22 protein-coding genes and 2 pseudogenes are annotated in these 20,891 nt (G+C 69.6%); all 24 read right to left on the reverse strand.

Annotated features, from left to right (window positions below):
• Positions 1-23: 23 nt before the first annotated feature.
• The 24 genes and pseudogenes from LRS04_RS22930 to rpmD all read right to left on the reverse strand — a co-directional run bounded on the left by LRS04_RS22930 (position 24) and on the right by rpmD (position 20,887).
• On the reverse strand, positions 24-755 hold the full coding sequence (locus LRS04_RS22930; protein WP_257818359.1) for an ATP12 family chaperone protein: 732 nt from the start codon (positions 753-755) through the stop codon (positions 24-26).
• A 39-nt stretch (positions 756-794) separates the two neighbouring features.
• A complete protein-coding gene (locus LRS04_RS22935) occupies positions 795-2,294 on the reverse strand; it encodes a putative 2OG-Fe(II) oxygenase (RefSeq protein ID WP_257818360.1) in 1,500 nt (499 codons plus the stop codon).
• Between the two features lie 168 nt (positions 2,295-2,462).
• Positions 2,463-3,443 carry an RluA family pseudouridine synthase gene (locus LRS04_RS22940; protein WP_257818361.1) on the reverse strand — a complete coding sequence of 327 codons (981 nt, stop codon included), beginning with the start codon at positions 3,441-3,443 and terminating at the stop codon, positions 2,463-2,465.
• Positions 3,440-3,823, reverse strand: coding sequence for a fluoride efflux transporter CrcB (crcB, locus tag LRS04_RS22945; RefSeq protein ID WP_257818362.1), 384 nt, complete (start codon positions 3,821-3,823; stop codon positions 3,440-3,442). Before crcB ends, LRS04_RS22940 begins: the two co-directional genes overlap by 4 nt.
• Before the next feature lie 45 nt (positions 3,824-3,868).
• Positions 3,869-4,381: a hypothetical protein gene (locus LRS04_RS22950; RefSeq protein WP_257818363.1), complete on the reverse strand. Its 513-nt coding sequence runs from the start codon at positions 4,379-4,381 to the stop codon at positions 3,869-3,871.
• Positions 4,382-4,572: 191 nt separating this feature from the next.
• Positions 4,573-5,202, reverse strand: a complete 630-nt coding sequence (locus LRS04_RS22955; RefSeq protein ID WP_374576823.1) for an RluA family pseudouridine synthase — start codon at positions 5,200-5,202, stop codon at positions 4,573-4,575.
• 10 nt (positions 5,203-5,212) lie between these two features.
• Positions 5,213-5,659, reverse strand: a complete 447-nt coding sequence (locus LRS04_RS22960; protein WP_257818364.1) for a hypothetical protein — start codon at positions 5,657-5,659, stop codon at positions 5,213-5,215.
• Between the two features lie 71 nt (positions 5,660-5,730).
• Positions 5,731-7,040, reverse strand: a pseudogene (locus LRS04_RS22965) (replication-associated recombination protein A).
• Between the two features lie 77 nt (positions 7,041-7,117).
• Positions 7,118-8,353: an acyl-CoA dehydrogenase family protein gene (locus LRS04_RS22970; protein WP_257818365.1), complete on the reverse strand. Its 1,236-nt coding sequence runs from the start codon at positions 8,351-8,353 to the stop codon at positions 7,118-7,120.
• 96 nt (positions 8,354-8,449) lie between these two features.
• The gene (locus LRS04_RS22975) at positions 8,450-9,850 is read right to left on the reverse strand and encodes a Do family serine endopeptidase (protein WP_257818366.1); all 1,401 of its coding nucleotides are present in this window, start codon (positions 9,848-9,850) and stop codon (positions 8,450-8,452) included.
• Positions 9,851-9,953: 103 nt separating this feature from the next.
• On the reverse strand, positions 9,954-11,135 hold the full coding sequence (locus tag LRS04_RS22980; RefSeq protein ID WP_257818367.1) for a TCR/Tet family MFS transporter: 1,182 nt from the start codon (positions 11,133-11,135) through the stop codon (positions 9,954-9,956).
• On the reverse strand, positions 11,135-12,499 hold the full coding sequence (locus LRS04_RS22985; RefSeq protein WP_257818368.1) for an MFS transporter: 1,365 nt from the start codon (positions 12,497-12,499) through the stop codon (positions 11,135-11,137). The genes LRS04_RS22980 and LRS04_RS22985 overlap by 1 nt, the downstream gene beginning before the upstream one ends.
• A gap of 54 nt (positions 12,500-12,553) precedes the next feature.
• Positions 12,554-12,919, reverse strand: a complete 366-nt coding sequence (locus tag LRS04_RS22990) for an SRPBCC domain-containing protein (protein WP_257818369.1) — start codon at positions 12,917-12,919, stop codon at positions 12,554-12,556.
• A gap of 93 nt (positions 12,920-13,012) precedes the next feature.
• The gene (locus LRS04_RS22995; RefSeq protein ID WP_257818370.1) at positions 13,013-13,351 is read right to left on the reverse strand and encodes a helix-turn-helix transcriptional regulator; all 339 of its coding nucleotides are present in this window, start codon (positions 13,349-13,351) and stop codon (positions 13,013-13,015) included.
• On the reverse strand, positions 13,348-13,803 hold the full coding sequence (locus LRS04_RS23000; protein WP_257818372.1) for a VOC family protein: 456 nt from the start codon (positions 13,801-13,803) through the stop codon (positions 13,348-13,350). Before LRS04_RS23000 ends, LRS04_RS22995 begins: the two co-directional genes overlap by 4 nt.
• A gap of 57 nt (positions 13,804-13,860) precedes the next feature.
• Positions 13,861-14,939: pseudogene (locus tag LRS04_RS23005) on the reverse strand (ectonucleotide pyrophosphatase/phosphodiesterase).
• A gap of 246 nt (positions 14,940-15,185) precedes the next feature.
• Positions 15,186-15,602: a 50S ribosomal protein L17 gene (gene rplQ, locus LRS04_RS23010; RefSeq protein ID WP_257818374.1), complete on the reverse strand. Its 417-nt coding sequence runs from the start codon at positions 15,600-15,602 to the stop codon at positions 15,186-15,188.
• Positions 15,603-15,783: 181 nt separating this feature from the next.
• Complete coding sequence (locus tag LRS04_RS23015; protein ID WP_257818375.1) at positions 15,784-16,800, reverse strand: DNA-directed RNA polymerase subunit alpha; 1,017 nt, start codon at positions 16,798-16,800, stop codon at positions 15,784-15,786.
• A 76-nt stretch (positions 16,801-16,876) separates the two neighbouring features.
• On the reverse strand, positions 16,877-17,266 hold the full coding sequence (gene rpsK, locus LRS04_RS23020) for a 30S ribosomal protein S11 (protein WP_056018114.1): 390 nt from the start codon (positions 17,264-17,266) through the stop codon (positions 16,877-16,879).
• A gap of 15 nt (positions 17,267-17,281) precedes the next feature.
• A complete protein-coding gene (rpsM, locus tag LRS04_RS23025; RefSeq protein ID WP_257818377.1) occupies positions 17,282-17,650 on the reverse strand; it encodes a 30S ribosomal protein S13 in 369 nt (122 codons plus the stop codon).
• A gap of 328 nt (positions 17,651-17,978) precedes the next feature.
• On the reverse strand, positions 17,979-18,551 hold the full coding sequence (locus LRS04_RS23030; RefSeq protein WP_257818379.1) for an adenylate kinase: 573 nt from the start codon (positions 18,549-18,551) through the stop codon (positions 17,979-17,981).
• Positions 18,552-18,610: 59 nt separating this feature from the next.
• Positions 18,611-19,960: a preprotein translocase subunit SecY gene (gene secY / locus LRS04_RS23035; protein WP_257818380.1), complete on the reverse strand. Its 1,350-nt coding sequence runs from the start codon at positions 19,958-19,960 to the stop codon at positions 18,611-18,613.
• 85 nt (positions 19,961-20,045) lie between these two features.
• Entirely contained in the window at positions 20,046-20,528 is a 483-nt protein-coding gene (gene rplO / locus LRS04_RS23040; protein WP_257818382.1) for a 50S ribosomal protein L15, read from the reverse strand.
• A gap of 182 nt (positions 20,529-20,710) precedes the next feature.
• A complete protein-coding gene (rpmD, locus tag LRS04_RS23045; RefSeq protein WP_257818384.1) occupies positions 20,711-20,887 on the reverse strand; it encodes a 50S ribosomal protein L30 in 177 nt (58 codons plus the stop codon).
• Between the last annotated feature and the right edge of the window lie 4 nt (positions 20,888-20,891).

Consider the following 20,891-nt stretch of genomic DNA (forward strand, 5'->3'; position numbering starts at 1 on the left):
GGCTCGGGCCGCCACGGCGCAGCTCAGGCGGCCTCCAGCGCCCGGAACCAGCGTTCCAGCACGGCCGCCTCGCCCCTGAGCCGGGCGGTCCGTTCGGCGGCCTCCTCGTCGACGCCCCACTTCTCCTCCTGGAAGGCCTCGTCGAGGCGGGACAGCTCGTAGGCGTCCGGGCCGGTGATCCAGCCCCTCTGAACGGCGACCGAAAGGATGGCCGAGCCGAACAGCGCCGTGCCAAAGGCCAGGCCCGCCAGGGCGAAGTCGTCGAGCTCGAGCGCCGCGGCCTTCACCTGGGCGAGCGTCGCCTCCGGCTGGGCCTGGTGGACAATGCCGCTGGCGCGGACGAAGGCCAGGCCCAGCTCGCGCTCGACCCGCTGGAGCACCGGCTCCCACTGCTCGCCCTGGCGCTGGACGAGGGCCGCCGGCTGGTCGGCGGAGTAGCAGAGCAGGTCCGAGCCGGCGAACTCCGCCACCTGGGCGGCCGTCGCCTCACGGGCCGCAGGGATGGATTCGAGCGCGGTGTTGGCGAGCCGGTTCGCGTGCATGTCAGCCAGCTCGATGTGCTCGCCCTGCGCGGCCCACTCCGCGGCCACGAGCTCGGCCAGCGCCCGGGTCGGGAGGACGAGCGGGCGTCCCTTCGGCGTGCGAACGTTGCGACCATCGAGCTTCACGGCGAAGCCGCCGTCGGCCTCCGCCACCTCGACCGACTTGTAGAACCGCTGGGGCTTCTCGCCCGGCTCCACGAAACCCTTCTGCATGCGGTCTCAATGGGCGCCTCGGCCGGCCGGCGCAAGGCCTCAGGCGGGAACGACGTCGAAGGCGATGGTCATCCGGTGCTCGTCGGTCGTGAAGGGTTCGGTGCCGTGCCACATGTAGGAGGGGAAGAGCACCAGGCGGCCGGGCTCCGGCCGGATCCAGCGCTCGGGCGACAGGGGCGGGTCGGTCCGGAACGGCGGCTGGCCAAGGCGCAGCCAGCCCTCCTTGCCGCCTCGGCCCAGGGCTTCGGCGGGCGTCTCCACGTAGAAGGCCGAGGAGAGCCACCCTTCCGGATGGAAATGATCCTTGTGGAAGCCCCCTGAACGCAGCCGCACCGACCACGCGCCCTGGATGCGGTAGTCGCCGGTGTGGCGCCGGCGGAGAGGGTCGGTCCCCTGCCCCAGCTTCGCCATGTGCGCGCGGATCGGAACCTCCAGCGCCTGGAAGAAGGCGCGGATCGCCGGATCGTCCGAACCGGTGAGCAGATGCATGGTCTGGCTGCCGTGGCGCAGCGACTGGTTGGTCGGATGCTCGGCGTACTGGTGCAGACCCTCCAGGGACGTGGCGAGGTCGGCCAGGAACGCCTCGCGCGACGCCCAGCCATCGGGGGCGTCGATCTCATAGGTCCCGACCATGGCGTCGTAGTCGTAGAGCTCGGCGTGGAGCGGGTCGCCCACGGCCCGGGCCGCCGTCGCCGCCCAGCCCCAGAGCGACTGGTTCTCCGGTTGGATCGAAAGGCCGTGCCTGACGCGGGCGAGCGCCACGTCCGGCCTGCCGAGCGCCAGGTAGACGATGGCCATCTGGTTCATCACGCCGGGATTGTTCGGCTGGGCCGTGTCGGCGGCCAGCACCAGCCGTTCGGCTTCCGCCAGCCGGCCGGCCTCGAGGACCGCCTGGCAGGCGGCGAGCAGGATCTGATGATCGTGAGCCAGGCGCTCGGCGGCCCGCGAGAGGAGATCGGCGGCCTGGTCGTTGCGGCCGGCGGCGTCCAGCAGCTTGGCCTTGGCGAGCACCAGGGGGGCTGGGTTTCCACCGCCGTGGAACGCCCGGTCGAGGACGGCCATCGCCGCGTCCATGTCGCCATGGCGCATCCAGAGGATGTTGGCGAACTCGGCGGCGGTCGCCTCATTGCCGGGCGCGCGGCGCAGCGCCTCGCGATAGGCCGCCTCCGCCGCGTCGAGCTCTCCCGTCGCGAGCCGGGCCCGGGCCATGACGCCCCAGGTGAGCGGACTGTCGATGCCGAGCGCGAAGGCCTTCTCCACGGCCGCCGCCGACTCCCGCCCCCGCCCCAGATCGCCGAGCGTGGCGCCCAGGTTGTGCCAAGCGACGCCGCTGGTGGGGAACCGCTCGACAGCCTTGCGATCGTACACCAGGGCGTCCTCGCGCCGCTTCAAACCCTTCAGGATGGTGGCATGAAGGGCCAGCGCCCGGTGCTCGGGCTCTGCGGCCTGCGCCAGGGGCGCTGTCAGCGCATAGGCCTCGTCGAGCCGACCGGTATCGATCAGCGCCCTCGCCCGCTCCAGAACCGGATTGCCCGCCAATCGCCCCTCCCGCCGCCCACAGGATCAGCGGCGAAGGAGTCTGGCAAGCAGCGTTCGGCGATGCGCGTTCCGCCAGAGATGAATGCCGGTTTCGCGCTCGGAATGCGCGTGCCCCGCAAGGGGCGACCCCGCTTCGACGATCAGGCAAGCGCCTGATCGCATCCTGCTCTAGCGGCGTTTTCTGCCGAATGGCTCGGGGTCGGCCTCGTGCTCGTCGAAGCCGAAGCGCTCGAAGCCCTGCTTCATTTCCGGGCTGAGTGGCGCTTCCAGGATCAGCGTCCCGCGCGAGGGGTGCGGGATCTCGAGGCGGCGGGCGTGGAGCTGCAGCTTCAGCCCTTCGGACAGCGCCTGGGACGCTTCGCTGTTGTATTTCGGATCGCCGAGGATCGCGTGGCCCATGGCCAGCATGTGGGCGCGGAGCTGGTGGGTGCGGCCGGTGTGGGGCCAAAGCGCCATCCAGGCCACCTTGTCGGCGGCCCGCGACAGCGTGACGAACTCGGTCTCGGCCGTTTCGGCGTCGGGATCCTTGGGATCGGCCGGGACCATCAGTTCGCGGTCCCCGACGCCCTTCTTGACCAGCGGGAGCTCCAGCACGCCCTCGCCAGGCTTCGGCAGGCCCTGGACCAGCGCCCAATAGGTCTTCTGGGTCCGGCGTCGCGCGAAGGCGCCGGCGAGCTTGGCGGCCGCCCCCGGCGTCTTGCCCAGCACCAGGACGCCGGAGGTGTCCCGGTCCAGCCGGTGGACCAGCCTCGGCCGCTCGAGCCCTTCCCCCCAGGCCGACAGCAGGCGATCCACGTGCTTCGAGGTTTTGGTGCCCCCCTGGACGGCGAGGCCAGAGGGCTTGTTGAGCGCCAGCACCTCCTCGTCCTCGTAGAGCACCAGGGAGCGGGCGAAGGCCACGTCGCGGCTGCCGAGCTGGCCCTTCTCGTGCGGCGCCGGCGCATCCGGCAGCGGCGGCACGCGGACCTGCGAGCCCGCCGAGAGCCGCGTGTCCGGCTTGGCGCGGGCGCCGTCGACGCGGATCTGGCCCGAGCGGGTCAGCTTCTGGATCTGGACGTGGTTCAGGTGCGGCCAGCGGCGCTTGAACCAGCGGTCCAGGCGGACGCCGTCCTCGCCGTTGTCCACGTAGAGCGTGCGGACCTCCCTCATGCGAGGAACCGCCGGGCCGCCATGAGGCCCGCGAACAGCGCCCCCGTGGCGAGGACCACAGAGCCGATCGCGTAGAGGGCGGCGGTCGCGAAGGCGCGGCGCTCGAGCATCAGGGCGAGGTCCAGGGAGAAGGCCGAGAAGGTGGTGAAGCCGCCGAGCACGCCGACGCCGATCAGCAGCCGCCAGCGCTCCTGGTCCACGTCGCCGCGGTGGGCGAGCACACCGACCAGGAGGCCCATCAACAGGCCGCCCACGATGTTCACGGTGAAGGTGCCGACGGGCCAGCCGGGCCCGAGGGCGCGGGTCGCCTGCACGCCCACCAGGTAGCGCAGGATCGCGCCAAAGGCCCCGCCAAGGCCGACGTAGAGAAGCGTCTGCATCGCCGCCTTATGCGACGGCTGGGGCTTCGCCGCTAGGCCATGGCGCTAGACGGGCCGTCCACGCAGCGTCTGGCTGAGAGCGCGGGCGTCATAGACGTCCTGGCCGGGCGGGCGCGGGCCCTTGCCCATCAGCACCTCCAGGCTGGCCATCAGGGCCGGGCCGCCGCCAAGGTTGAAGCTGGTCCCCAGGCCGACACCGACCGCCGTGCCCGACCGTCGGCCCCAGCCGTAGTCCGCGCTGCCGCCGCCCACGCCGACGCTCATCCGCGGGCCGCCGTGGGGATTGCCGTAGCCCTCGACCATGCGGTCCGACACCCGGAACCAATCATAGCCCTCGGCGAGCGCCAGGTCGGCGGCGCGCAGCAGGGCGTAGTCGTTCACCTGGGCGGGCGGCGCGCCGGGACCGCCGCGGAAGAAGATCCGGTAGCGGCCAGGCTCGATCCGATAGTCGGAATAGCCGACGGCCTGCGGGCCGGCGGCGGGGCCATAGACCGTGGGCGTCGTGGCGCAGGCCGAGAGGGCCAGGGCGGCGAGGACGGGAAGGACGAGGCGCTTCATCTCGAGTGTCCGGGCGGAAAACCGTTGTGGTTCCGCAGCTTGCCTGTGGAAACGGGCGAATTCCGGGCGGCGTTCCGTCAACCCAGCCGCAGCGACGCCAAAAGCTTCGCCATGTCGGGCGGGACCGGAGCCTCCAGGCGCATCTCGCCGCCGCCGGGGTGGGGGGAAGATCAGGGCCAGCGCGTGGAGCATCAACCGCGGAACCGGCTGGCCGGAGACGACCAGACTTCCGCCATAGCGCACATCGCCGGCGATCGGGCGGCCGAGATGGGCCAGATGCACGCGGATCTGGTGCATGCGTCCGGTCTCGGGATCGACCTCCAGCAGGGCGGCTCTCGCCCTTCGGCAAGGGTGCGGTAGCGCGTGCGGGCGGCTTCCGCGTCCTTATGGTCGGGCTTGCAGACCCGCATGTAGGCCTCGCGGCCGATCTCCTCGCGGCGCAGCGGCGCTTCGACCCATCCTTCCGCCGGCGCCGGAGCGCCGGGGGTGACGATGGCGCGGTAGGTCTTGGCGAACTTGCGCGCCATCATCGCCTTGCCGAGGAAACTTGCGGCCGGCTGGGTCTTGGCGGTCAGGATCACGCCCGAGGTGTCCCGGTCGAGCCGGTGGATCAGCCTCGGGCGCGCCTTGCCCGGTTTGGCGAAGGCCCAGAGCATCTCGTCCAGCGTGTTCACCTGGCCGCGGCCGCCCTGGCTGGACAGGCCCGCGGGCTTGTTCAGGGCCAGGATGTGCGGGTCCTCGTAGATCACCAGGGACCTGACGAGGTCGACCTCGTCCCTGCTGAGCTGGACGGGCTTCGGCTGACGCTTCTGGGCTTTCACGAAGCTCGGTTTAGCGGAGCACGCCCCGCTTCGTCATCGTCCAGGCGTACCAGATGAGGAACAGGGCGATCGCCACGATGATCAGCGGGAACATCAGGTCCATGCCCGCGATCGGGTTCACCACCTGGTAGGCCAGCGAGATGATCGCGCCCGCCGACGAGAGCACGAACGCGTGGAACGCCCAGCGCCGGCGCAGCAGCAGCAGGAGCGAGCCGATCAGCCCGCCCCAGACCCCGATCGCCCAGACCCCGTGCATCCAGGACGGGAAACTGGCCATGGCCGCGATCTGGGCCTCGGTGGCGCCCATCTGCCGCAGCCAGGCGTCGCCCTGGAGTTGGGTCATGGTGTAGTCCGTCGCGCCGAACCCGTTCCAGACAAGGCTCAGCAGCCCCACCACCCACAGGTGCCAGGGCGTCGCCGCGCGGGCGGGGCCCGCGTCGTTGGTCGTTGTCGTCATGGGTATTCCCCCCAATTCAGTCTCTGGGGGCGAGCCTAAGCTTAGCCGTTTCGCAGAACAATGATCGTCGATCAGTCGCCCGCGCCGCGCTCTCGGCGGATCTGCGTCCAGCGCTCCAGGCGTTCCTTGATACGCGCCTCGGTCCCCTCGCCTTTCGGCTGGTAGAACTGGCGGCGCGCCATGCCGTCCGGGAAGTAGTTCTGGCCCGAGAAGCCGCCCTCGGCGTCGTGGTCGTAGGCGTAGCCCTTGCCGTAGCCGAGGTCCTTCATCAGGCGCGTGGGCGCGTTCAGGATATGGCTCGGCGGCATCAGGGAGCCGGTCTCCTTGGCGGCCTTCATGGCGGCTTTGTAGGCCACATAGACCGCATTGGACTTCGGCGCGGCGGCCAGGTGGACGACGAGTTGGGCGAGCGCCAGCTCCCCTTCCGGCGAGCCCAGGAAGTCGTAGGTGTCCTTCACCGCCGTCGCCAGGACCAGAGACATGGGATCGGCCTCGCCGATGTCCTCCACCGCCGCGCGGACCAGCCGCCTGGCGATGAACAGCGGATCCTCGCCGCCCTGGAGCATGCGGGCCAGCCAGTAGAGCGCCGCGTCCGGATCTGAGCCGCGGATCGACTTATGAAGGGCGGAGACGAGGTTGTAGTGCTCCTCCCGGTCCTTGTCGTAGGCCGGGCTCCGCTTCTGGAGGATCTGGCCCAGTTCCTTGGTGGTCAGCGGCTTGGCCGTGCCGATGTTGAACAGGGTCTCGGTCAGCGTCAGCAGATAGCGGCCGTCCCCGTCGGCCAGCGCGATCAGCGCGCTGCGGGCCTCGGGCTCCAGCGGCAGGGGCGGCCCTCGAAGGCTTCGGCCTTCGCCAGCAGCGCCTCGAGGGCATCCTCGTCGAGCCGCTTCAGGACGAAGACCTGGCAGCGCGAGAGCAGAGCGCCGTTGAGCTCGAAGGACGGGTTCTCGGTGGTGGCGCCGACGAGGGTGACGATCCCCTCCTCCACGAACGGCAGGAAGCCATCCTGCTGGGCGCGGTTGAAGCGGTGGATCTCGTCGACGAAGAGCAGCGTCGACTGGCCTGCGGCGCGGCGCACGCGGGCCTGCTCGAATGCCTTCTTGAGGTCGGCGACGCCCGAGAACACCGCCGAGAGCTGCTGGAACTCGTAGCCGGCCGCCTTGGCCAGCAGGCGCGCGATGGTCGTCTTGCCGGTGCCCGGCGGACCCCAGAGGATCATCGAGGCCAGCCGCCTGGCCTCGGCCATCCGCCCGATCGGCCCGTCGGGACCGAGCAGGTGCTCCTGCCCCACGACCTCGTCGAGCGACTGCGGGCGCAGCCGGTCGGCGAGCGGAGACGGCGCGGCGGGCGTCAGGCCAGCGGCTTCGAAGAGGTCAGCCATGGGTGGGGCTTAGCATCTGCGCCCTACCCGCCCAAACGTATCTGCGCGCGGTTGGTGCGACCGCCGCCGCGGGCCAACTAGATGAGGTCGCCGCCGGCCGCCGACGCCGTGGTGCCGTGCGCCTTGAAGGCCTTCACGACGTTGCGGCCGGTGGTCCAGCGATGGACCTCGTCCGGACCGTCCACGAGCCGCTGCGACCGCACGTGGGTGTACCAGCGCGCCAGCGGCGTATCCTGGCTGTAGCCCAGGGAGCCATGGAGCTGGATCGCCGTGTCGACGACGTGGTGCACCATGTTGGCGAGATAGACTTTTGCGATGCCGTTCTCCTGCCGCAGATCCAGGCCCTTCTCCGCCTTGTAGGCGATGTGCAGCAGCATCAGCCGGCTGATGTAGAGCTGGGTGGCGCACTCGGCGAGCATGAACTGCACCGCCTGGCGCTCGGAGAGCGGCTTGCCGAAGGTCTCGCGGCCGATCACCCGTTCGGTCGCCATGTCGAGCGCCCGCTGAGCCATGGCGACGTTGTGCATCCCGTGCCGCAGCCGGCCGTAGGCCAGGCGGTGCTGGCCCATGTTGAAGCCGTTGCCCTCCCCGCCCAGCAGGTTCTCGGCCGGCACCACCAGGTCCTTGATCTCCACCTCGGAGTGACCGCCGCCCAGCACGTGGGTCAGCGGCCCCTCCAGCGCCATGGTCTTGATGTCGCGCTTGATGTTGTAGCCGGGGTTGGGAAGCTCGACGATGAAGGTCGAGTAGCGTTGGTGGCGGGGCGCTTCCGGGTCGGTCATCGCCATGACCACCGCCAGGTCGGCGACGCTGGCGGCCGATGAGAACCACTTCTCGCCGTTCAGCACATAGGCGTCGTTGCCCTGCTTGACCGCCCGGGTCTGCATGCCCGTGGCGTCCGCGCCCGCCGCCTTCTCGGTCATGGAGTAGCAGACCCGCTTCTCCCCGTTCAGCAGCGGCTTGAGGTACTTCTCCTTCTGGAAGTCGGTGCCGTGCGCCAGGATGGTCATCATCGTGGCGTCATCGGGCCCCTGGGTGTTCATGGAGAGCGCGCCGAGATAGCTCTCGCCCAGTTCCATCTGCACCAGGGCGTTGGCCAGCGGGCCCAGCCCCATGCCGCCGTACTCCTCGGGGATGAAGGGACACCAGAGACCCTGCGCCCGCGCCTTGGCCCTGAGTTCGGCCAGCAGGGTCTTGTAGTCGGCGCCGTCGAGCAGGCGCTTTTCGGCCGGGATGCATTCGTCATGCACCCAGGCGCGCACCTTCTGCCGGATGGCCTTCGCGTCGTCCGGGATCTCGAAATCGATGGCCATGGCGCCCTCCGCTGGCTCTGCCTCACGCGACCCTGGAGAGGTTGACGTGGTGGCAGGCAAACACCGCAGCCGCGACGGCCGCCGGGGCCTGCCTGGTCAGGCGCGGTAGGTCGCCGTCACGATCTGCCCGTTGCGCTGGATGGTGATCTGCCAGGCGGGAACGCGCGCGGCGAGCGCGCCGGTCAGGTCGCGGGTCGAGCTCACCTCCCGGCCGTTGACGGCGCGGACGATGTCGCCGGGCCGGAAGCCGGCGTTCATGGCGAAGCCGCGGCCGACATTGGTGATCAGCACCCCAGGACCAGTGAAGACGTCGATCCCCAGCTCGTCGGCCACCGCCGGCGAGAGGTTGACCACGGTGGCGCCGGCCAGCGGACTGCCGGCGGCGATCACCCGCTCGTCGCGCGCCGGCGTGGCCGGAGGCGCCTCGGTGCGGAGGTTGAGCTGCAGGTCGCGGTCGTCCCGGCGGACGGTGAGGCGCAGCGTCTCGCCCGGACGGCTGTTGCCCACCCGATAGTTCAGGGTCGCGGCCTCGATCAGCGGCTGGCCGTCGACTGCGGTGACCACGTCGCCCTGCCGGATGCCCGCGCGGTCGGCGGGGCCGCCCGGCCAGACGTCGGCCACGAGGGCCCCGGTGGGCCTGGGCAGGCCCAGCGTCCGGGCGATCTCGGCGTCGACGCCCTGCAGACGGGCGCCGAACCAGGGTCGGACCACGGCGCGGCCCCCGCCGGCAGCGGTCTCCACAGCCCGGCGCACCACGGACGCCGGCACGGCGAAGCCGACGCCCGACGAGGTGCCGGACCGCGAAAGGATGAAGCTGTTGATGCCGATCAGGTCGCCATCCATGTCCACGAGCGCGCCGCCGGAGTTGCCCGGATTGATCGCCGCGTCGGTCTGGATGTAGCTGGTGGCCGCGTCACCGCTAGGGTCGGCGGTCCGGTTGAGCGCCGAGATGATGCCGTTGGTGACCGTCTGGCCGACGCCGAACGGGTCGCCAATGGCCAGGACGAGATCGCCCACCTGGGCGTCGCCGGTGTCGTCGATGGCGAGCACCGGCAGGCGCTCGTTCGCCGGCAGGTCGATCTTCAGCACCGCGATGTCTGTGCGCGGATCGGCCAGCAGAACGCGGGCGGCGAACTCGCGGCGGTCGGCCAGCGAGACGGTGATCTCCTGCCCGCCCTGGACCACGTGGTTGTTGGTGACGATCACCCCGTCGGCGCGGACCACCACGCCCGAGCCCAGGGAGCCCTGAACGCGGGCGCGCGGCGCGCCCATGCCGAACAGCTCCCAGAACGGATCGGTCTGGGCGCGCACGAGGCGCTTGGAGGAGATGTTGACCACGGCCGGCGCGGCCCGCTGCACGACGGGCGCGAAGGACGACTTCATGGCCTGGGCGTTGGCCGGCGGAGCCCGGTTCGGCTGGGCCAGCATGGGCTGGGCGGCGGCGCTGCCGGCGAGGACGAGAGCGAGGGCGGGAACGAGGACGCGGTAGGCGCGCATGGTCTCTCCGAAAAATCGCGGAACGCTGCGAAATCGCACGAGGTTTCGGGCGCAAAGATGGCGGTCGCAGCCGAGCTTGCAAGGGGACGCGACGAACGCCGCGTCAGGCCGGCTGCGGCTGAGACTGGACAGGCCTGGCGACCCCGTAGGCCAGGGCGAACCCGAGGGCCAGAAGCGCCGCCGCCAGATAGATGGCGAGCCCCGGCGCGTGCAGCACCGCGTCGTGCCGGACCGACCAGGCGAAGATCAGGCCGAACAGCGGCGGCCCGGCCACCGCGGAGATGCCGTTCAGGCTTTGGATCGCCCCCTGGAGCTGGCCCTGCTCGTGCGGCGCGACCCGACGGGTCATCAGCCCCTGCAGGCCCGGCATCAGGAAGCCCGTAAAGGCGAAGACCGGCGCACCCAGGAGATAGGCCCAGCCGGTCGGCGCGAAGCCGTACCAGGCGAAGCCCGCCACGCCTGCGGTGAGGCCCAGCAGCACGGCTCGGCGCTCGCCGATCCGGGCGACGACCGGGCCGACCAGGAACATCTGCACGATGACGCCCAGCACGCCGGTCAGCAGGAAGGTCAGGCCGAGGACCGCCGGCGACCAGTGATAGCGGTAGGTGGTGTAGAGCACGAAGATCGTCGGCAGCACCATGTGGGCGAGCTGGAAGAGGAAGCCCACCGTGGCGAGGCCCAGCAGGCCGGTGCGTGACGCCAGCAGCCGGAGAGAGCCCACCGGGTTGGCGCGGCTCCAGTCGTAAGCCTTGGCGCGACGCTCAGGCGGCAGGGATTCGGGCAGGATGAAGAGGCCGTAGAGCCAGTTGGCGAAGGTCAGGGCCGCGGCCGCCAGGAACGGCAGGCGCAGGTCGTACTCGCCCAGGATCCCGCCGAGCGTCGGCCCGATGATGAAGCCGAAGGAGAAGGCCGATCCCATCCAGCCGAACACCTTCGCTCGGCGCTCGGGCGGGGTGACGTCGGCCAGGTAGGCGTTGGCGGTGGAGAAGCTCGCGGCCGTCGCCCCGTTCAGGACGCGGCCGAGGAACAGCCACCAGAGGGTCGGCGCGAAGGCCATGAACAGGAAGTCCACACCCAGTCCGAACAGGGAGAGCAGCAGCACCGGCCGGCGGCCGAACCGGTCGGACAGCATGCCCAGCATCGGCCCGAAGACGAGCTGCATGACGCCCCAGACGGTGGCGAAGAGCACGTTCCACTCCGACGCCGCCGCCGTGTCGCCGCCGGTCATCTCGCGGATCAGGTTGGGCAGGATCGGGATCATGATCCCGAAGGAGATCGAGTTCATCAGCGCGCTGGCGAAGATGAAGCCGAAGGCGGCTTCGCGGCCCGGTCGCCCTTTTTCGAAGCAGGGCCTCGGGGGGCCTGGGATCGTCCATGGGGGCCTCGGGCGAAGTTCAGGCGACCGCTTCGGCGGTCCGGGGACGCCGCACAAGAAGGGCGACAGCGATGATGACGGCGAGCGCGTGCAGACCCGCGGCCAGCAGGAATGCGGCCCCGGGCACGTAGGGATGGCCGGGCTCTACGAACCAGGCGTAGGTCAGGCCGAACACCGGCGGGGCGATCACGCCGGACAGTCCCATGAGGCTGGCGTTGGCGCCCTGCAGCCGGCCCTGCTCCTTGGCCGAGACGCGGCGGGTGATCAGGCCCTGGAAGCCGGGGCCGAAAAAGCCGATCAGGCCAAACACAGGCGTCCCCGCCAGGAACCAGGCGCCGGTGGGGGGCCAGGCCGTAGATCACGAAGCCCAGTCCGCCGGCGGCAAGGCCCAGCAGCACCGCGCCCCACTCGCCGATCCGGGCCACGATCGGCTTCACCAGCAGGCCCTGGACCACGATGTTGCAGACGCCGGTCAGCGCGAGCGCCGCGCCGGTCTGGGCGAGCGTCCAGCCGTAGCGGTTCGACGCGTAGAGCACGAAGATCGTCGGCAGGACGTTGTGGGCGAGCTGCAGCAGGAAGTTCAGGCTGGAGAGGCCCAGGAGTTCGCGGTGCGAGGCCAGGAACCCGAGCGAGCCCAGCGGATTGGCCTTGGCCCAGGCGAAGGGCGAACGGTTCTCCGGCTTCAGGCTCTCGGGCAGCAGGAAGAAGCCGTAGAGCGCGCCCAGCATGGTAAGACCGGCCGCGGCCAGGAAGGGCAGCCGAAGCGAGATGTCGCCCAGGAAGCCGCCGATCGCCGGGCCGACGATGAAGCCCACGCCCCAGGCGGCCCCGATCAGGCCGAAGGTCCCCGCCCGCTTCTCCGGCGGGGTGACGTCGGCGATGTAGGCGCTGGCCACCGCCATGCCGGCTGCGGTGAGGCCCGAGACCACCCGGCCGACGAACAGCCAGCCGAGCGACGGCGCGAACGCCATCAGCAGGTAGTCGAGCGCCAAGCCGAAGAGCGAGATCAGCAGCACCGGCCGGCGGCCGAAGCGGTCGGAGAGCGCGCCCAGCACCGGGGCCGCGAAGAACTGCGAGAGCGCCCAGACCGTAGCGAAGAGACCGATGAAGCGGCCCGCCGCGGCGGCGTCACCGCCCTCGAACTCCTGGATGAGCGGGGCGAAGACCGGGATGACCACCCCGAGCGACAGCACGTCGAGCCAGACGCTGACCAGAATGAAGCCGACTGCCGCCCGGCGGCCCCTGCCCGCCGGTCCGTCCTCTACCTGGCTCATGTTCCCTTCCCCTTGGTCGGACCATGAAACAAAACAGGAACTCGCGCAACCGCGTTATGCCACGTCCTTCAGCGACCCGAGCAGCACCCGCCACCACTCGGCCAGCCGCATGAGCAGGGCCGCGTCCGGGAAGCCGTGGCGGGCGGCGCCCTCGGGCACCTGGTCGAATCCGCGGTGCTCGACGCTGACCCGGGTCTCGGCCCCGACCGCCTCGAACCTAACCTCGACCTCGGTTGAGAGCTCCGGCGGGAAATTGGCCTGCCGCCAGGAGAACACCAGCCGCGCCGGCGGCTCCCAGGCCAGCACGCGGCCGATCTCGAACACCTTGCCGTTGGCCAAGGTCTCGGTGAGCCGCCCGCCCTCCCCGCCTTCGAAGGCCAGCCGGCCGGGGCGCGCGCGGCGTCGTCTGGAAGAGACCATTGGGCCGCCACCAGGCCTCGATCTCGTCGGTGAACGCCACGAATGCACGTTCGGGCGAGGCCTTCACACGCAGGGCCACATAGACCTTGGAGGTCATGCGCCCTTCTCGACGTGGGCCTTGAAGGCCGCGAGCTGTTCGCTCCAGAGCCGCTCGCTCTCCTCCAGCCATCGGAGCAGGTGGACCATGGGTTCCGGCCTCAGGGCGTAGATGCGGACCCGGGCGTCGAACTCGGGATGGCTCTCTTCCACAAGGCCGCTGGCCCGCAGGGTCTTCAGGTGGCGGCTCATGGCCGGCGGGCTGAGCTCGAGCGCGCGGGCGAGCTCGCCGGCCGGCCTCGGCCGCTCGGCCAGCAACTCGACGACGCGCCGGCGATGTGGATCGGCCAGCGCCGCGAGCGTCCGGTCGACAGCCGCGAGCGCGGCCTGGCTCAAACCCAGCCCTCGATCTTCAGCCCGCTCGCGGCCTCAGCGTCCTCGCGGCTGACCACGCGAACCGTCTGGCCGACCGTCCAGATGTGCCCTTCGGGGTCGCGGCAGCGGTAGGTGCGGTCGCCGTAGAACTGGTCGGCGGGCTCCATGAGGATCTCGAAGCCGGCGGCGCGCGCGCGTTGGCAATGGGCGTCGATGTCGGCGTCCAGGTGGATGTGCACGGTCTGGGTGTTCTTGCCGCCCAGCGAGGCCGGGCTTTTGTGGTCGTCCGACCACTCGTTGCCGACCATGACCATGGCGTCGCCGAAACGCATCTGGGAATGCGCCAGGGCGCCGTCCGCGTCCTCGATCAGCATGACCAGCTCGAAGCCGAAGGCGGCCTCGAGGAATTTCAGCGCGGCCTTGGGGTCGCGGTAGCAGAGCGCCGAGGTCAGCTTGGGATGGCCTTCAGCCATGGGTCGTCTCCCTGTCGAACTGAGAGAATATTTAACTCATATTGCAACTATCTGCAATCACCACAGCGCGGCGGCGGTATCGGAAACCCGGCCATCGTTCGGCTCCGGCCTGAGGCCAATCAGACGCATGAGCAGCGGATAGACCGAGACGTTGTCGAAGGTCGCGAGCCGGGCGCCGGGGCGAAACGCAGGACCCTCGGCGATGAACAGAGCGGCCATGTCCGGCGATGTGGGCAGGAATCCGTGGGCCCCCACCTCCTGCCGCTTCGCCCGCGCCACCCAGTCGCGCGTGGTGATCGCCCAGCCGTCGTCGGGCACGCAGAAGATCGGCGCCACGCGGCGATGCCGACCGTAATGCCAGGCCGCGGGATCTGGGCCTTCCGCCAGCAGCGGAAGCGCTCGTGCGGGGCAAGGAGCGCCCGCTCCACCTCGGCTTCCCGCCCCTTGGCCGGGTAGTAGGTGAGGATCGGCCCCATCGCCAGCGCCCGGCCGCCGTCCGGCGGCAGCAGGTCCTCCAGATAGATCCGCCGCTCGGCGGACATGGGCGCCATGCCGTGGTCCGAGACGATCACCAGGTTGGCGGCGATCCCTCGCGCCTTCAGGCCGGCGGTGAGCCTGGCGACCCCGGCGTCGGCGCCGCGGATCGCGGCGCCGAGCTCCTCTGATCCGGGCCGGGCGTAGTGGCCGGCGGTATCCACCTCGTCGAAATAGAGGGTGAGGAAGGCGGGCGGCGCGGCGGGCGTGGCGTCGAGCCATGAGAGCAGCTGGTCGACGCGGTCGGCCGAAGGCAGCTTCTGATCGAACGGCAGCCACAGGCTCGGCCGGACCCCGCGGATCGGCGCTTCGGAGCCCGGCCAGAACATGGTGGCGGACCGGAGCCCTGCGCGCTCCGCGCTGACCCACACGGGGATGCCATCATCCCACCAGCGCCGATCGGACACCGCCTCGCGGTTGGAGAGCTTGAACTCCACGCCCGGAATCTCCGGGTCGAGCATGTTGTTCTCGACGATCCCGTTGCGGTCGGGGCGCAGGCCGGTGACCAGGGCGTAGTGGTTGGGGAAGGTCTTCACGGGGAAGGACGGCCGCATGGTCGCCGAGGCGCCGGCCGCCGCCAGCCGATCGAGTTCGGGCGTCATCCCCTGCCCCAGGTAGTCCGGCCGGAAGCCGTCGATGGAGACGAGGATCGTGGGGACGCGCGGGCGCCGGGGCGGCGGGGGGCAGGCCGGCGCAGGCCGCCAGCGTCAGGGCGGCGGCGAGCGCGGAAAACAGGCGAACGAGACTCATGGCGGGGACCCTAGCCGCCCGGCGCGACGCTGCGGAGACAAAGAAAAAGCCCCGGACCTTGCGGTCCGGGGCCTCGATCTTCCAGCGCTCAGCGCGACTTAGGCGTCGGCGAAGTTCTGCTCGGCGGTCGGGCCGCTGTCCTTGCCCTTTTCGGCCGGATCGCGGTCGACGAACTCGATCACCGCCAGCGGGGCGTTGTCGCCGTAGCGGTAGCCGGCCTTGAGCACGCGGATGTAACCGCCCTGACGCTCGGCGTAGCGCGGACCGAGGACGGCGAACAGCTTGCCGACCTGCTCGACGTCGCGGACCTGGCTGATCGCCTGACGGCGCGCATGCAGGTCGCCGCGCTTGGCCAGCGTGACGAGCTTCTCGACGAAGGGACGCAGTTCCTTCGCCTTCGGCAGGGTGGTCACGATCTGCTCGTGCTTGATCAGGCTGGCCGACATGTTCGCGAACATGGCGGTGCGGTGGGCGGTCGTACGACCCAGTTTGCGGTGGGCTTTACCGTGACGCATTTCGATATCTCCTGGGCCCTGGGCCCGCCTGGACGCCCCCGATGGATGGGCCGGCGTCCTGCCTAACCAAGTCCCAGCCAGCTCCCGCCTGGGTCAACACGAAGCGCCGGGGCCCTCCACCGCTGGTGCGGCTTCGTCGGACCCGGACCGCGGAAGCGGCCCGGAGCGGCGCGGTAGCTTCTTACATCTGGTCTTCGAACTTCTTCGCCAGCTCTTCGATGTTCTCCGGCGGCCAGTTCGGCACGTCCATGCCGAGGTGCAGGCCCATGCCGGCGAGGACTTCCTTGATCTCGTTCAGGGACTTCCGGCCGAAGTTCGGCGTGCGAAGCATCTCGGCTTCGGTCTTCTGGATGAGGTCGCCGATGTAGACGATGTTGTCGTTCTTCAGGCAGTTGGCCGAACGGACCGACAGCTCGAGCTCGTCGACCTTCTTCAGCAGCGCCGGGTTGAACGGCAGTTCCGGCTTGGCCTCGCCTTCGACCTTCTTCTTCGGCTCTTCGAAGGTGATGAAGATCTGCAGCTGGTCCTGGAGGATGCGCGCGGCGTAGGCCACGGCGTCAACGGGGCTGACCGCGCCGTTGGTCTCCACTTCCATGATCAGCTTGTCGTAGTCGAGGCTCTGGCCCTGGCGGGTCGGCTCGACGCGGTAGGCGACGCGCTTGACCGGCGAATAGAGCGCATCGACGGCGATCAGGCCGATCGGGGCGTCTTCCGGACGGTTCATCTCGGCGGCCACGTAGCCCTTGCCGGTGTTGACCGTGAACTCCATGCGCACGTTGGCGCCGTCGTCCAGCGTGCAGAGCACGTGGTCGGGGTTCAGGATCTCGATGTCGGACGGGGCTTCGATCTGCCCGGCAGTGACGGCGCCCGGGCCGGTGGCGCGGAGCGTCATGCGCTTCGGGCCCTCGGCGTGCATGCGCACGGCCAGCTGCTTGATGTTCAGGACGATGTCGACGACGTCCTCACGCACGCCTTCCAGCGACGAGAATTCGTGCACGACGCCGTCGATCTGAACCGCCGTCACCGCCGCGCCTTGCAGCGAGGACAGGAGAACGCGGCGCAGGCTGTTGCCCAGCGTCACCCCGAAGCCGCGCTCGAGGGGCTCGGCCACCAAACGCGCCTTGCGGCTGGCGTCGGCGCCGGTCTCGATCTGCGGCTTCTCGGGACGGATGAGCTCGTTCCAGTTTCTTTCGATCACGGATGGGTGTCCCTCGGAACGCAGGATCGCCGGCCGCGAACGCGGTCCGGCGCCTTGAATTGCAGTACTTTGTTACTCAGACGCGCCGGCGCTTCGGCGGCCGGCAGCCGTTGTGCGGGATCGGAGTGACATCGCGGATGGTGGTGATCGTCATGCCGACGGCCTGAAGGGCCCGAAGCGCCGACTCACGGCCCGAACCGGGACCGGAGACGTTCACTTCCAGGGTCTTCACGCCGTGCTCGGCGGCCTTCCGGCCGGCGTCCTCGGCCGCCATCTGGGCGGCGTACGGGGTCGACTTCCGGGAGCCCTTGAAGCCCATCATGCCGGCGCTCGACCAGGAGATCGTGTTCCCCTGGGCGTCGGTGATGGTGATCATGGTGTTGTTGAACGAGGCGTTCACGTGCGCCACGCCCGAGGTGATGTTCTTGCGCTCGCGGCGTTTGACGCGCGCCGGTTCCTTAGCCATCGGAGATACGCTCTCTTACTTCTTCTTGCCGGCGATCGGCTTGGCGGGACCCTTGCGGGTGCGGGCGTTGGTGTGCGTGCGCTGGCCGCGGACCGGCAGGCCCTTGCGGTGACGCAGGCCGCGGTAGCAGGCCAGGTCCATCAGACGCTTGATGTTGACGGCGGTCTCGCGGCGCAGATCGCCTTCGACCATGTAGTCGCGGTCGATGGCTTCGCGGATCTGCAGGACTTCCTGGTCGGTCAGCTGATTGACGCGCCGGGCGTCCTCGATGCCGACCTTCTGGACAATCTCACGGGCTTTCGCCGCGCCGATGCCATGGATGTACTGCAGCGCGATCACGACGCGCTTGTTGGTGGGGATGTTGACGCCAGCGATACGGGCCACGTGTAGAATTCTCCTGATCACGCAATAGAAGCGCGAACGGCGCCCCGGCCCCCTTCGCCCAAAGGCACAGGCCGGCGCGTCCTTCGCGCTCTTTCGCGGAAGCGCTTCGTTATATGGATCGGGGCGCCTCCGTCAATGCGGAATGCGCCTATTTGTGAACGAAATGTCTCCACCGCAAGAGCCCGCCCTTGCGTCGTCGAGACACCCCGCCATCGCCCGGCTCCCCCGGGGATGGTTAAGAGGATGCATGAAGCGCCGGGCGCGCGCAATTGCGGCGCAAAGCCTCGGACGAACAGGGAAAAATACGAGCGCGCGAGCGCCCTCCAGATCAGGCCTTGGCGCCGTCGAGGGCCGAATCGATGGCGCTGGCCACCTCGTCGATCGCGCCCATGCCATCGACCTCGACCAGCTTGCCGGCGTCCTCGTAGTAGGGCAGCAGCGGCGCGGTCTGCCTGTTGTAAGCCTGCAGGCGGACCTTGAAGCTTTCCGGGTTGTCGTCGGGACGGCCGCTCTCGGCGAAACGGCCGGCGATCCGCTGGGTAAGCACATCGTCATCGACCTTCAGACGGACCACTAGGTCGATCTTGCGGCCGCGGCCCTCGAGCATGCGGTCCAGCGCCTCGGCCTGGGCGAGCGTACGCGGGAAGCCGTCGAAGATCGCCCCGCCAGCGGCCTCGGCCTCGGGGAGCCGGCTTTCGATCAGCTCAACGACGATCTCGTCCGAGACCAGCTCGCCGCGCTCCATGATGCCGGAGACGCGCTGGCCGAGCTCCGAGCCCGAGGCGATCGCCGCGCGCAGCATGTCCCCGGTGGACAGCTGCACCATGTTGCGGGTCTCCACCAGGCGCTTCGCCTGGGTGCCCTTCCCCGCCGCCGGCGGCCCGAACAGGATCAGATTCATCAGCGCCCCTCCGCGCCGGCCCTCTTGGCGGGGCCGGCTCGCTCCTCTGGCGACGGCCGCTAGCGGCCGCGCATCCCCCGCAGCTTGGATTTCTTGATGAGGCCTTCGTACTGGTGGGCCAGCAGGTGCGACTGGATCTGGGTCACCGTATCCATTGTCACGCTCACCACGATGAGGATCGAGGTGCCGCCCAGGTAGAAGGAGACGTTGTAGAAGCCGATCAACGCCTCAGGCAGGAGGCAGACGATCGTGATGTAGGCCGCGCCGATCACCGTGAGCCGGGTCAGCACGAAGTCCAGGTACTCCGCCGTCCGCTTGCCCGGCCGGATGCCCGGCAGGAAGCCGCCGTACTTCCGCAGGTTCTCCGCGGTGTCGTCCGGATTGAACACGACCGAGGTGTAGAAGAACGCGAAGAAGATGATCAGCAGGCCGTAGAGCACCATGAACAGCGGGCGGCCGTGCTGCAGCTGGCCGGTCGCGGCCGGCAGCCACTGCAGCCAGGCCGGCAGGTCGCCCTGGGCGGCGAAGCCCATCACCGTCGTCGGCAGCAGCAGCAGCGACGAGGCGAAGATCGGCGGAATGACGCCGGCGGTGTTGATCTTGAGCGGCAGGAACGAGGTGTCGCCGCCGAACATCCGGTTGCCCTGCTGGCGCTTCGGATACTGCACGAGCAGCCGGCGCTGGGAGCGCTCCACGAAGACGATGGCGACGGTCACGGCGACGATCAGGACGGCGATCAGCAGCAGCGCGCCGCCGCTCATCGCGCCCGTCCGGGTCATGCTGAACGCCTGGGCGATGTAGCGCGGCAGGACCGCGACAATGCCGGCGAAGATGATCAGGCTGATGCCGTTGCCCACGCCGCGGCTGGTGATCTGCTCGCCCAGCCACATCAGGAACATGGTGCCGCCCGTCAGCGTGACGACGGTGGCGATCACGAAGAACGGCCCGGGGGTGTCCACCAGGCCCGGCGAATTGGCCAGGCCCATGGCGATCCCAAAGGACTGGAAGACCGCCAGCACGACCGTCAGGTAGCGGGTGTACTGGTTGAGCGTCTTGCGCCCCGCCTCCCCGCCTTCCTTCCGGAGCTTCTCCCACGGCGGATAGACCGTGCCGAGCAGCTGGACGATGATCGAGGCCGAGATGTACGGCATCACGTTCAGGGCGAAGATGGCCATCCGCTCGACGGCGCCGCCCGAGAACATGTTGAACATGCCCAAGATGCCCTGAGCCTGGCCCTGGAAGGCCTGCTGGAGGGCGACCGGGTCGATACCGGGGATGGGGATGTAACACCCCAGCCGGTAGACGATCATCGCACCAAGCGTGAACATGATGCGCTTGTGAAGCTCCGTCGCCTTCGAAAAGGCGCCGAAGTTCATATTGGCGGCGAGCTGCTCAGCGGCCGAAGCCATTCACCGTATCCCCTGACTCGTGGTCCTGCTCAGATAGGACACCCCGACCCCTTAAGCGAGGCCGGGATGGTCGCAGGTCGAGGCCTTAGGCTTCCGCCGCGGCTTCCGGCTTGGTGGTGGTGAGCTTGCCGCCCGCCTTTTCAACGGCCGCGCGGGCCGAGGCGGTGGCCGAATAGACGGTGATGTCGATCTTCGACTTCAGCTCGCCCTTGCCCAGCAGCTTCACGCCGTCCTTGGCGCGGCGCACGACGCCCGACTTCACCAGGGCCTCGGCATCGATCGCCTGCTTGGCGTCGAGCTTGCCGGCGGCGATCGCCTGCTCGATGCGCCACAGGTTCACTTCCGCGAACTCCTTGGCGAACGGATTGTTGAATCCGCGCTTCGGCATCCGCATGTGCAGCGGCATCTGGCCGCCTTCGAAGCCGTGGATCGCGACGCCCGAACGGGACTTCTGGCCCTTCACGCCGCGGCCGCCGGTCTTGCCCTTGCCCGAGCCCGGGCCGCGGCCGACGCGCATGCGGCCCTTGGTGGAGCCTTCGCGCGGGGAAAGTTCGTTGAGCTTGGTCATGTGCCTCTCCTTGGAGATCTGGCGCCAGGGCGGATGCCCCGACTCGGCGGATGTACGGCCCCTCCCCGGCTCAGAGGCTCGGGGCCAAAACGGATCGAGGGGGTTGAACCCTGCCAGAGCGGCGGATGCAACCCCCTCGACTTATTTCGTGGAGCTTCCGTGACGGAAGTCCGCAAGCCGTCCTACTCGACGATCTCCACCATGTGGGCGACCTTGGCGATCATGCCCCGCACGGAGGGAGTGTCCTCGAGCGTCGACACGCGGCCGACGCGGTTCAGCTTGAGACCGGCGAGCGTGGCGCGCTGGTCCTTGGTCCGGCGGATCGGGCTGCCGGTCTGACGAACGGTGACAGTAGCCATCAGA

The organism is Phenylobacterium sp. J367, assembly GCF_024699985.1.
GTDB lineage: Bacteria > Pseudomonadota > Alphaproteobacteria > Caulobacterales > Caulobacteraceae > Phenylobacterium.

Bases quoted from the DNA above. Each gene is read 5' to 3' on its own strand.
- LRS04_RS22930 (WP_257818359.1), bottom strand. From the start codon at position 755: ATGCAGAAGGGTTTCGTGGAGCCGGGCGAGAAGCCCCAGCGGTTCTAC.
- LRS04_RS22940 (WP_257818361.1), bottom strand. From the start codon at position 3,443: ATGAGGGAGGTCCGCACGCTCTACGTGGACAACGGCGAGGACGGCGTC.
- crcB (WP_257818362.1), bottom strand. From the start codon at position 3,823: ATGCAGACGCTTCTCTACGTCGGCCTTGGCGGGGCCTTTGGCGCGATC.
- LRS04_RS22950 (WP_257818363.1), bottom strand. From the start codon at position 4,381: ATGAAGCGCCTCGTCCTTCCCGTCCTCGCCGCCCTGGCCCTCTCGGCC.
- LRS04_RS22960 (WP_257818364.1), bottom strand. From the start codon at position 5,659: ATGACGACAACGACCAACGACGCGGGCCCCGCCCGCGCGGCGACGCCC.
- LRS04_RS22970 (WP_257818365.1), bottom strand. From the start codon at position 8,353: ATGGCCATCGATTTCGAGATCCCGGACGACGCGAAGGCCATCCGGCAG.
- LRS04_RS22975 (WP_257818366.1), bottom strand. From the start codon at position 9,850: ATGCGCGCCTACCGCGTCCTCGTTCCCGCCCTCGCTCTCGTCCTCGCC.
- LRS04_RS22980 (WP_257818367.1), bottom strand. From the start codon at position 11,135: ATGAACTCGATCTCCTTCGGGATCATGATCCCGATCCTGCCCAACCTG.
- LRS04_RS22985 (WP_257818368.1), bottom strand. From the start codon at position 12,499: ATGAGCCAGGTAGAGGACGGACCGGCGGGCAGGGGCCGCCGGGCGGCA.
- LRS04_RS22990 (WP_257818369.1), bottom strand. From the start codon at position 12,919: ATGGTCTCTTCCAGACGACGCCGCGCGCGCCCCGGCCGGCTGGCCTTC.
- LRS04_RS23000 (WP_257818372.1), bottom strand. From the start codon at position 13,803: ATGGCTGAAGGCCATCCCAAGCTGACCTCGGCGCTCTGCTACCGCGAC.
- rplQ (WP_257818374.1), bottom strand. From the start codon at position 15,602: ATGCGTCACGGTAAAGCCCACCGCAAACTGGGTCGTACGACCGCCCAC.
- rpsK (WP_056018114.1), bottom strand. From the start codon at position 17,266: ATGGCTAAGGAACCGGCGCGCGTCAAACGCCGCGAGCGCAAGAACATC.
- LRS04_RS23030 (WP_257818379.1), bottom strand. From the start codon at position 18,551: ATGAATCTGATCCTGTTCGGGCCGCCGGCGGCGGGGAAGGGCACCCAG.
- secY (WP_257818380.1), bottom strand. From the start codon at position 19,960: ATGGCTTCGGCCGCTGAGCAGCTCGCCGCCAATATGAACTTCGGCGCC.
- rplO (WP_257818382.1), bottom strand. From the start codon at position 20,528: ATGACCAAGCTCAACGAACTTTCCCCGCGCGAAGGCTCCACCAAGGGC.
- rpmD (WP_257818384.1), bottom strand. From the start codon at position 20,887: ATGGCTACTGTCACCGTTCGTCAGACCGGCAGCCCGATCCGCCGGACC.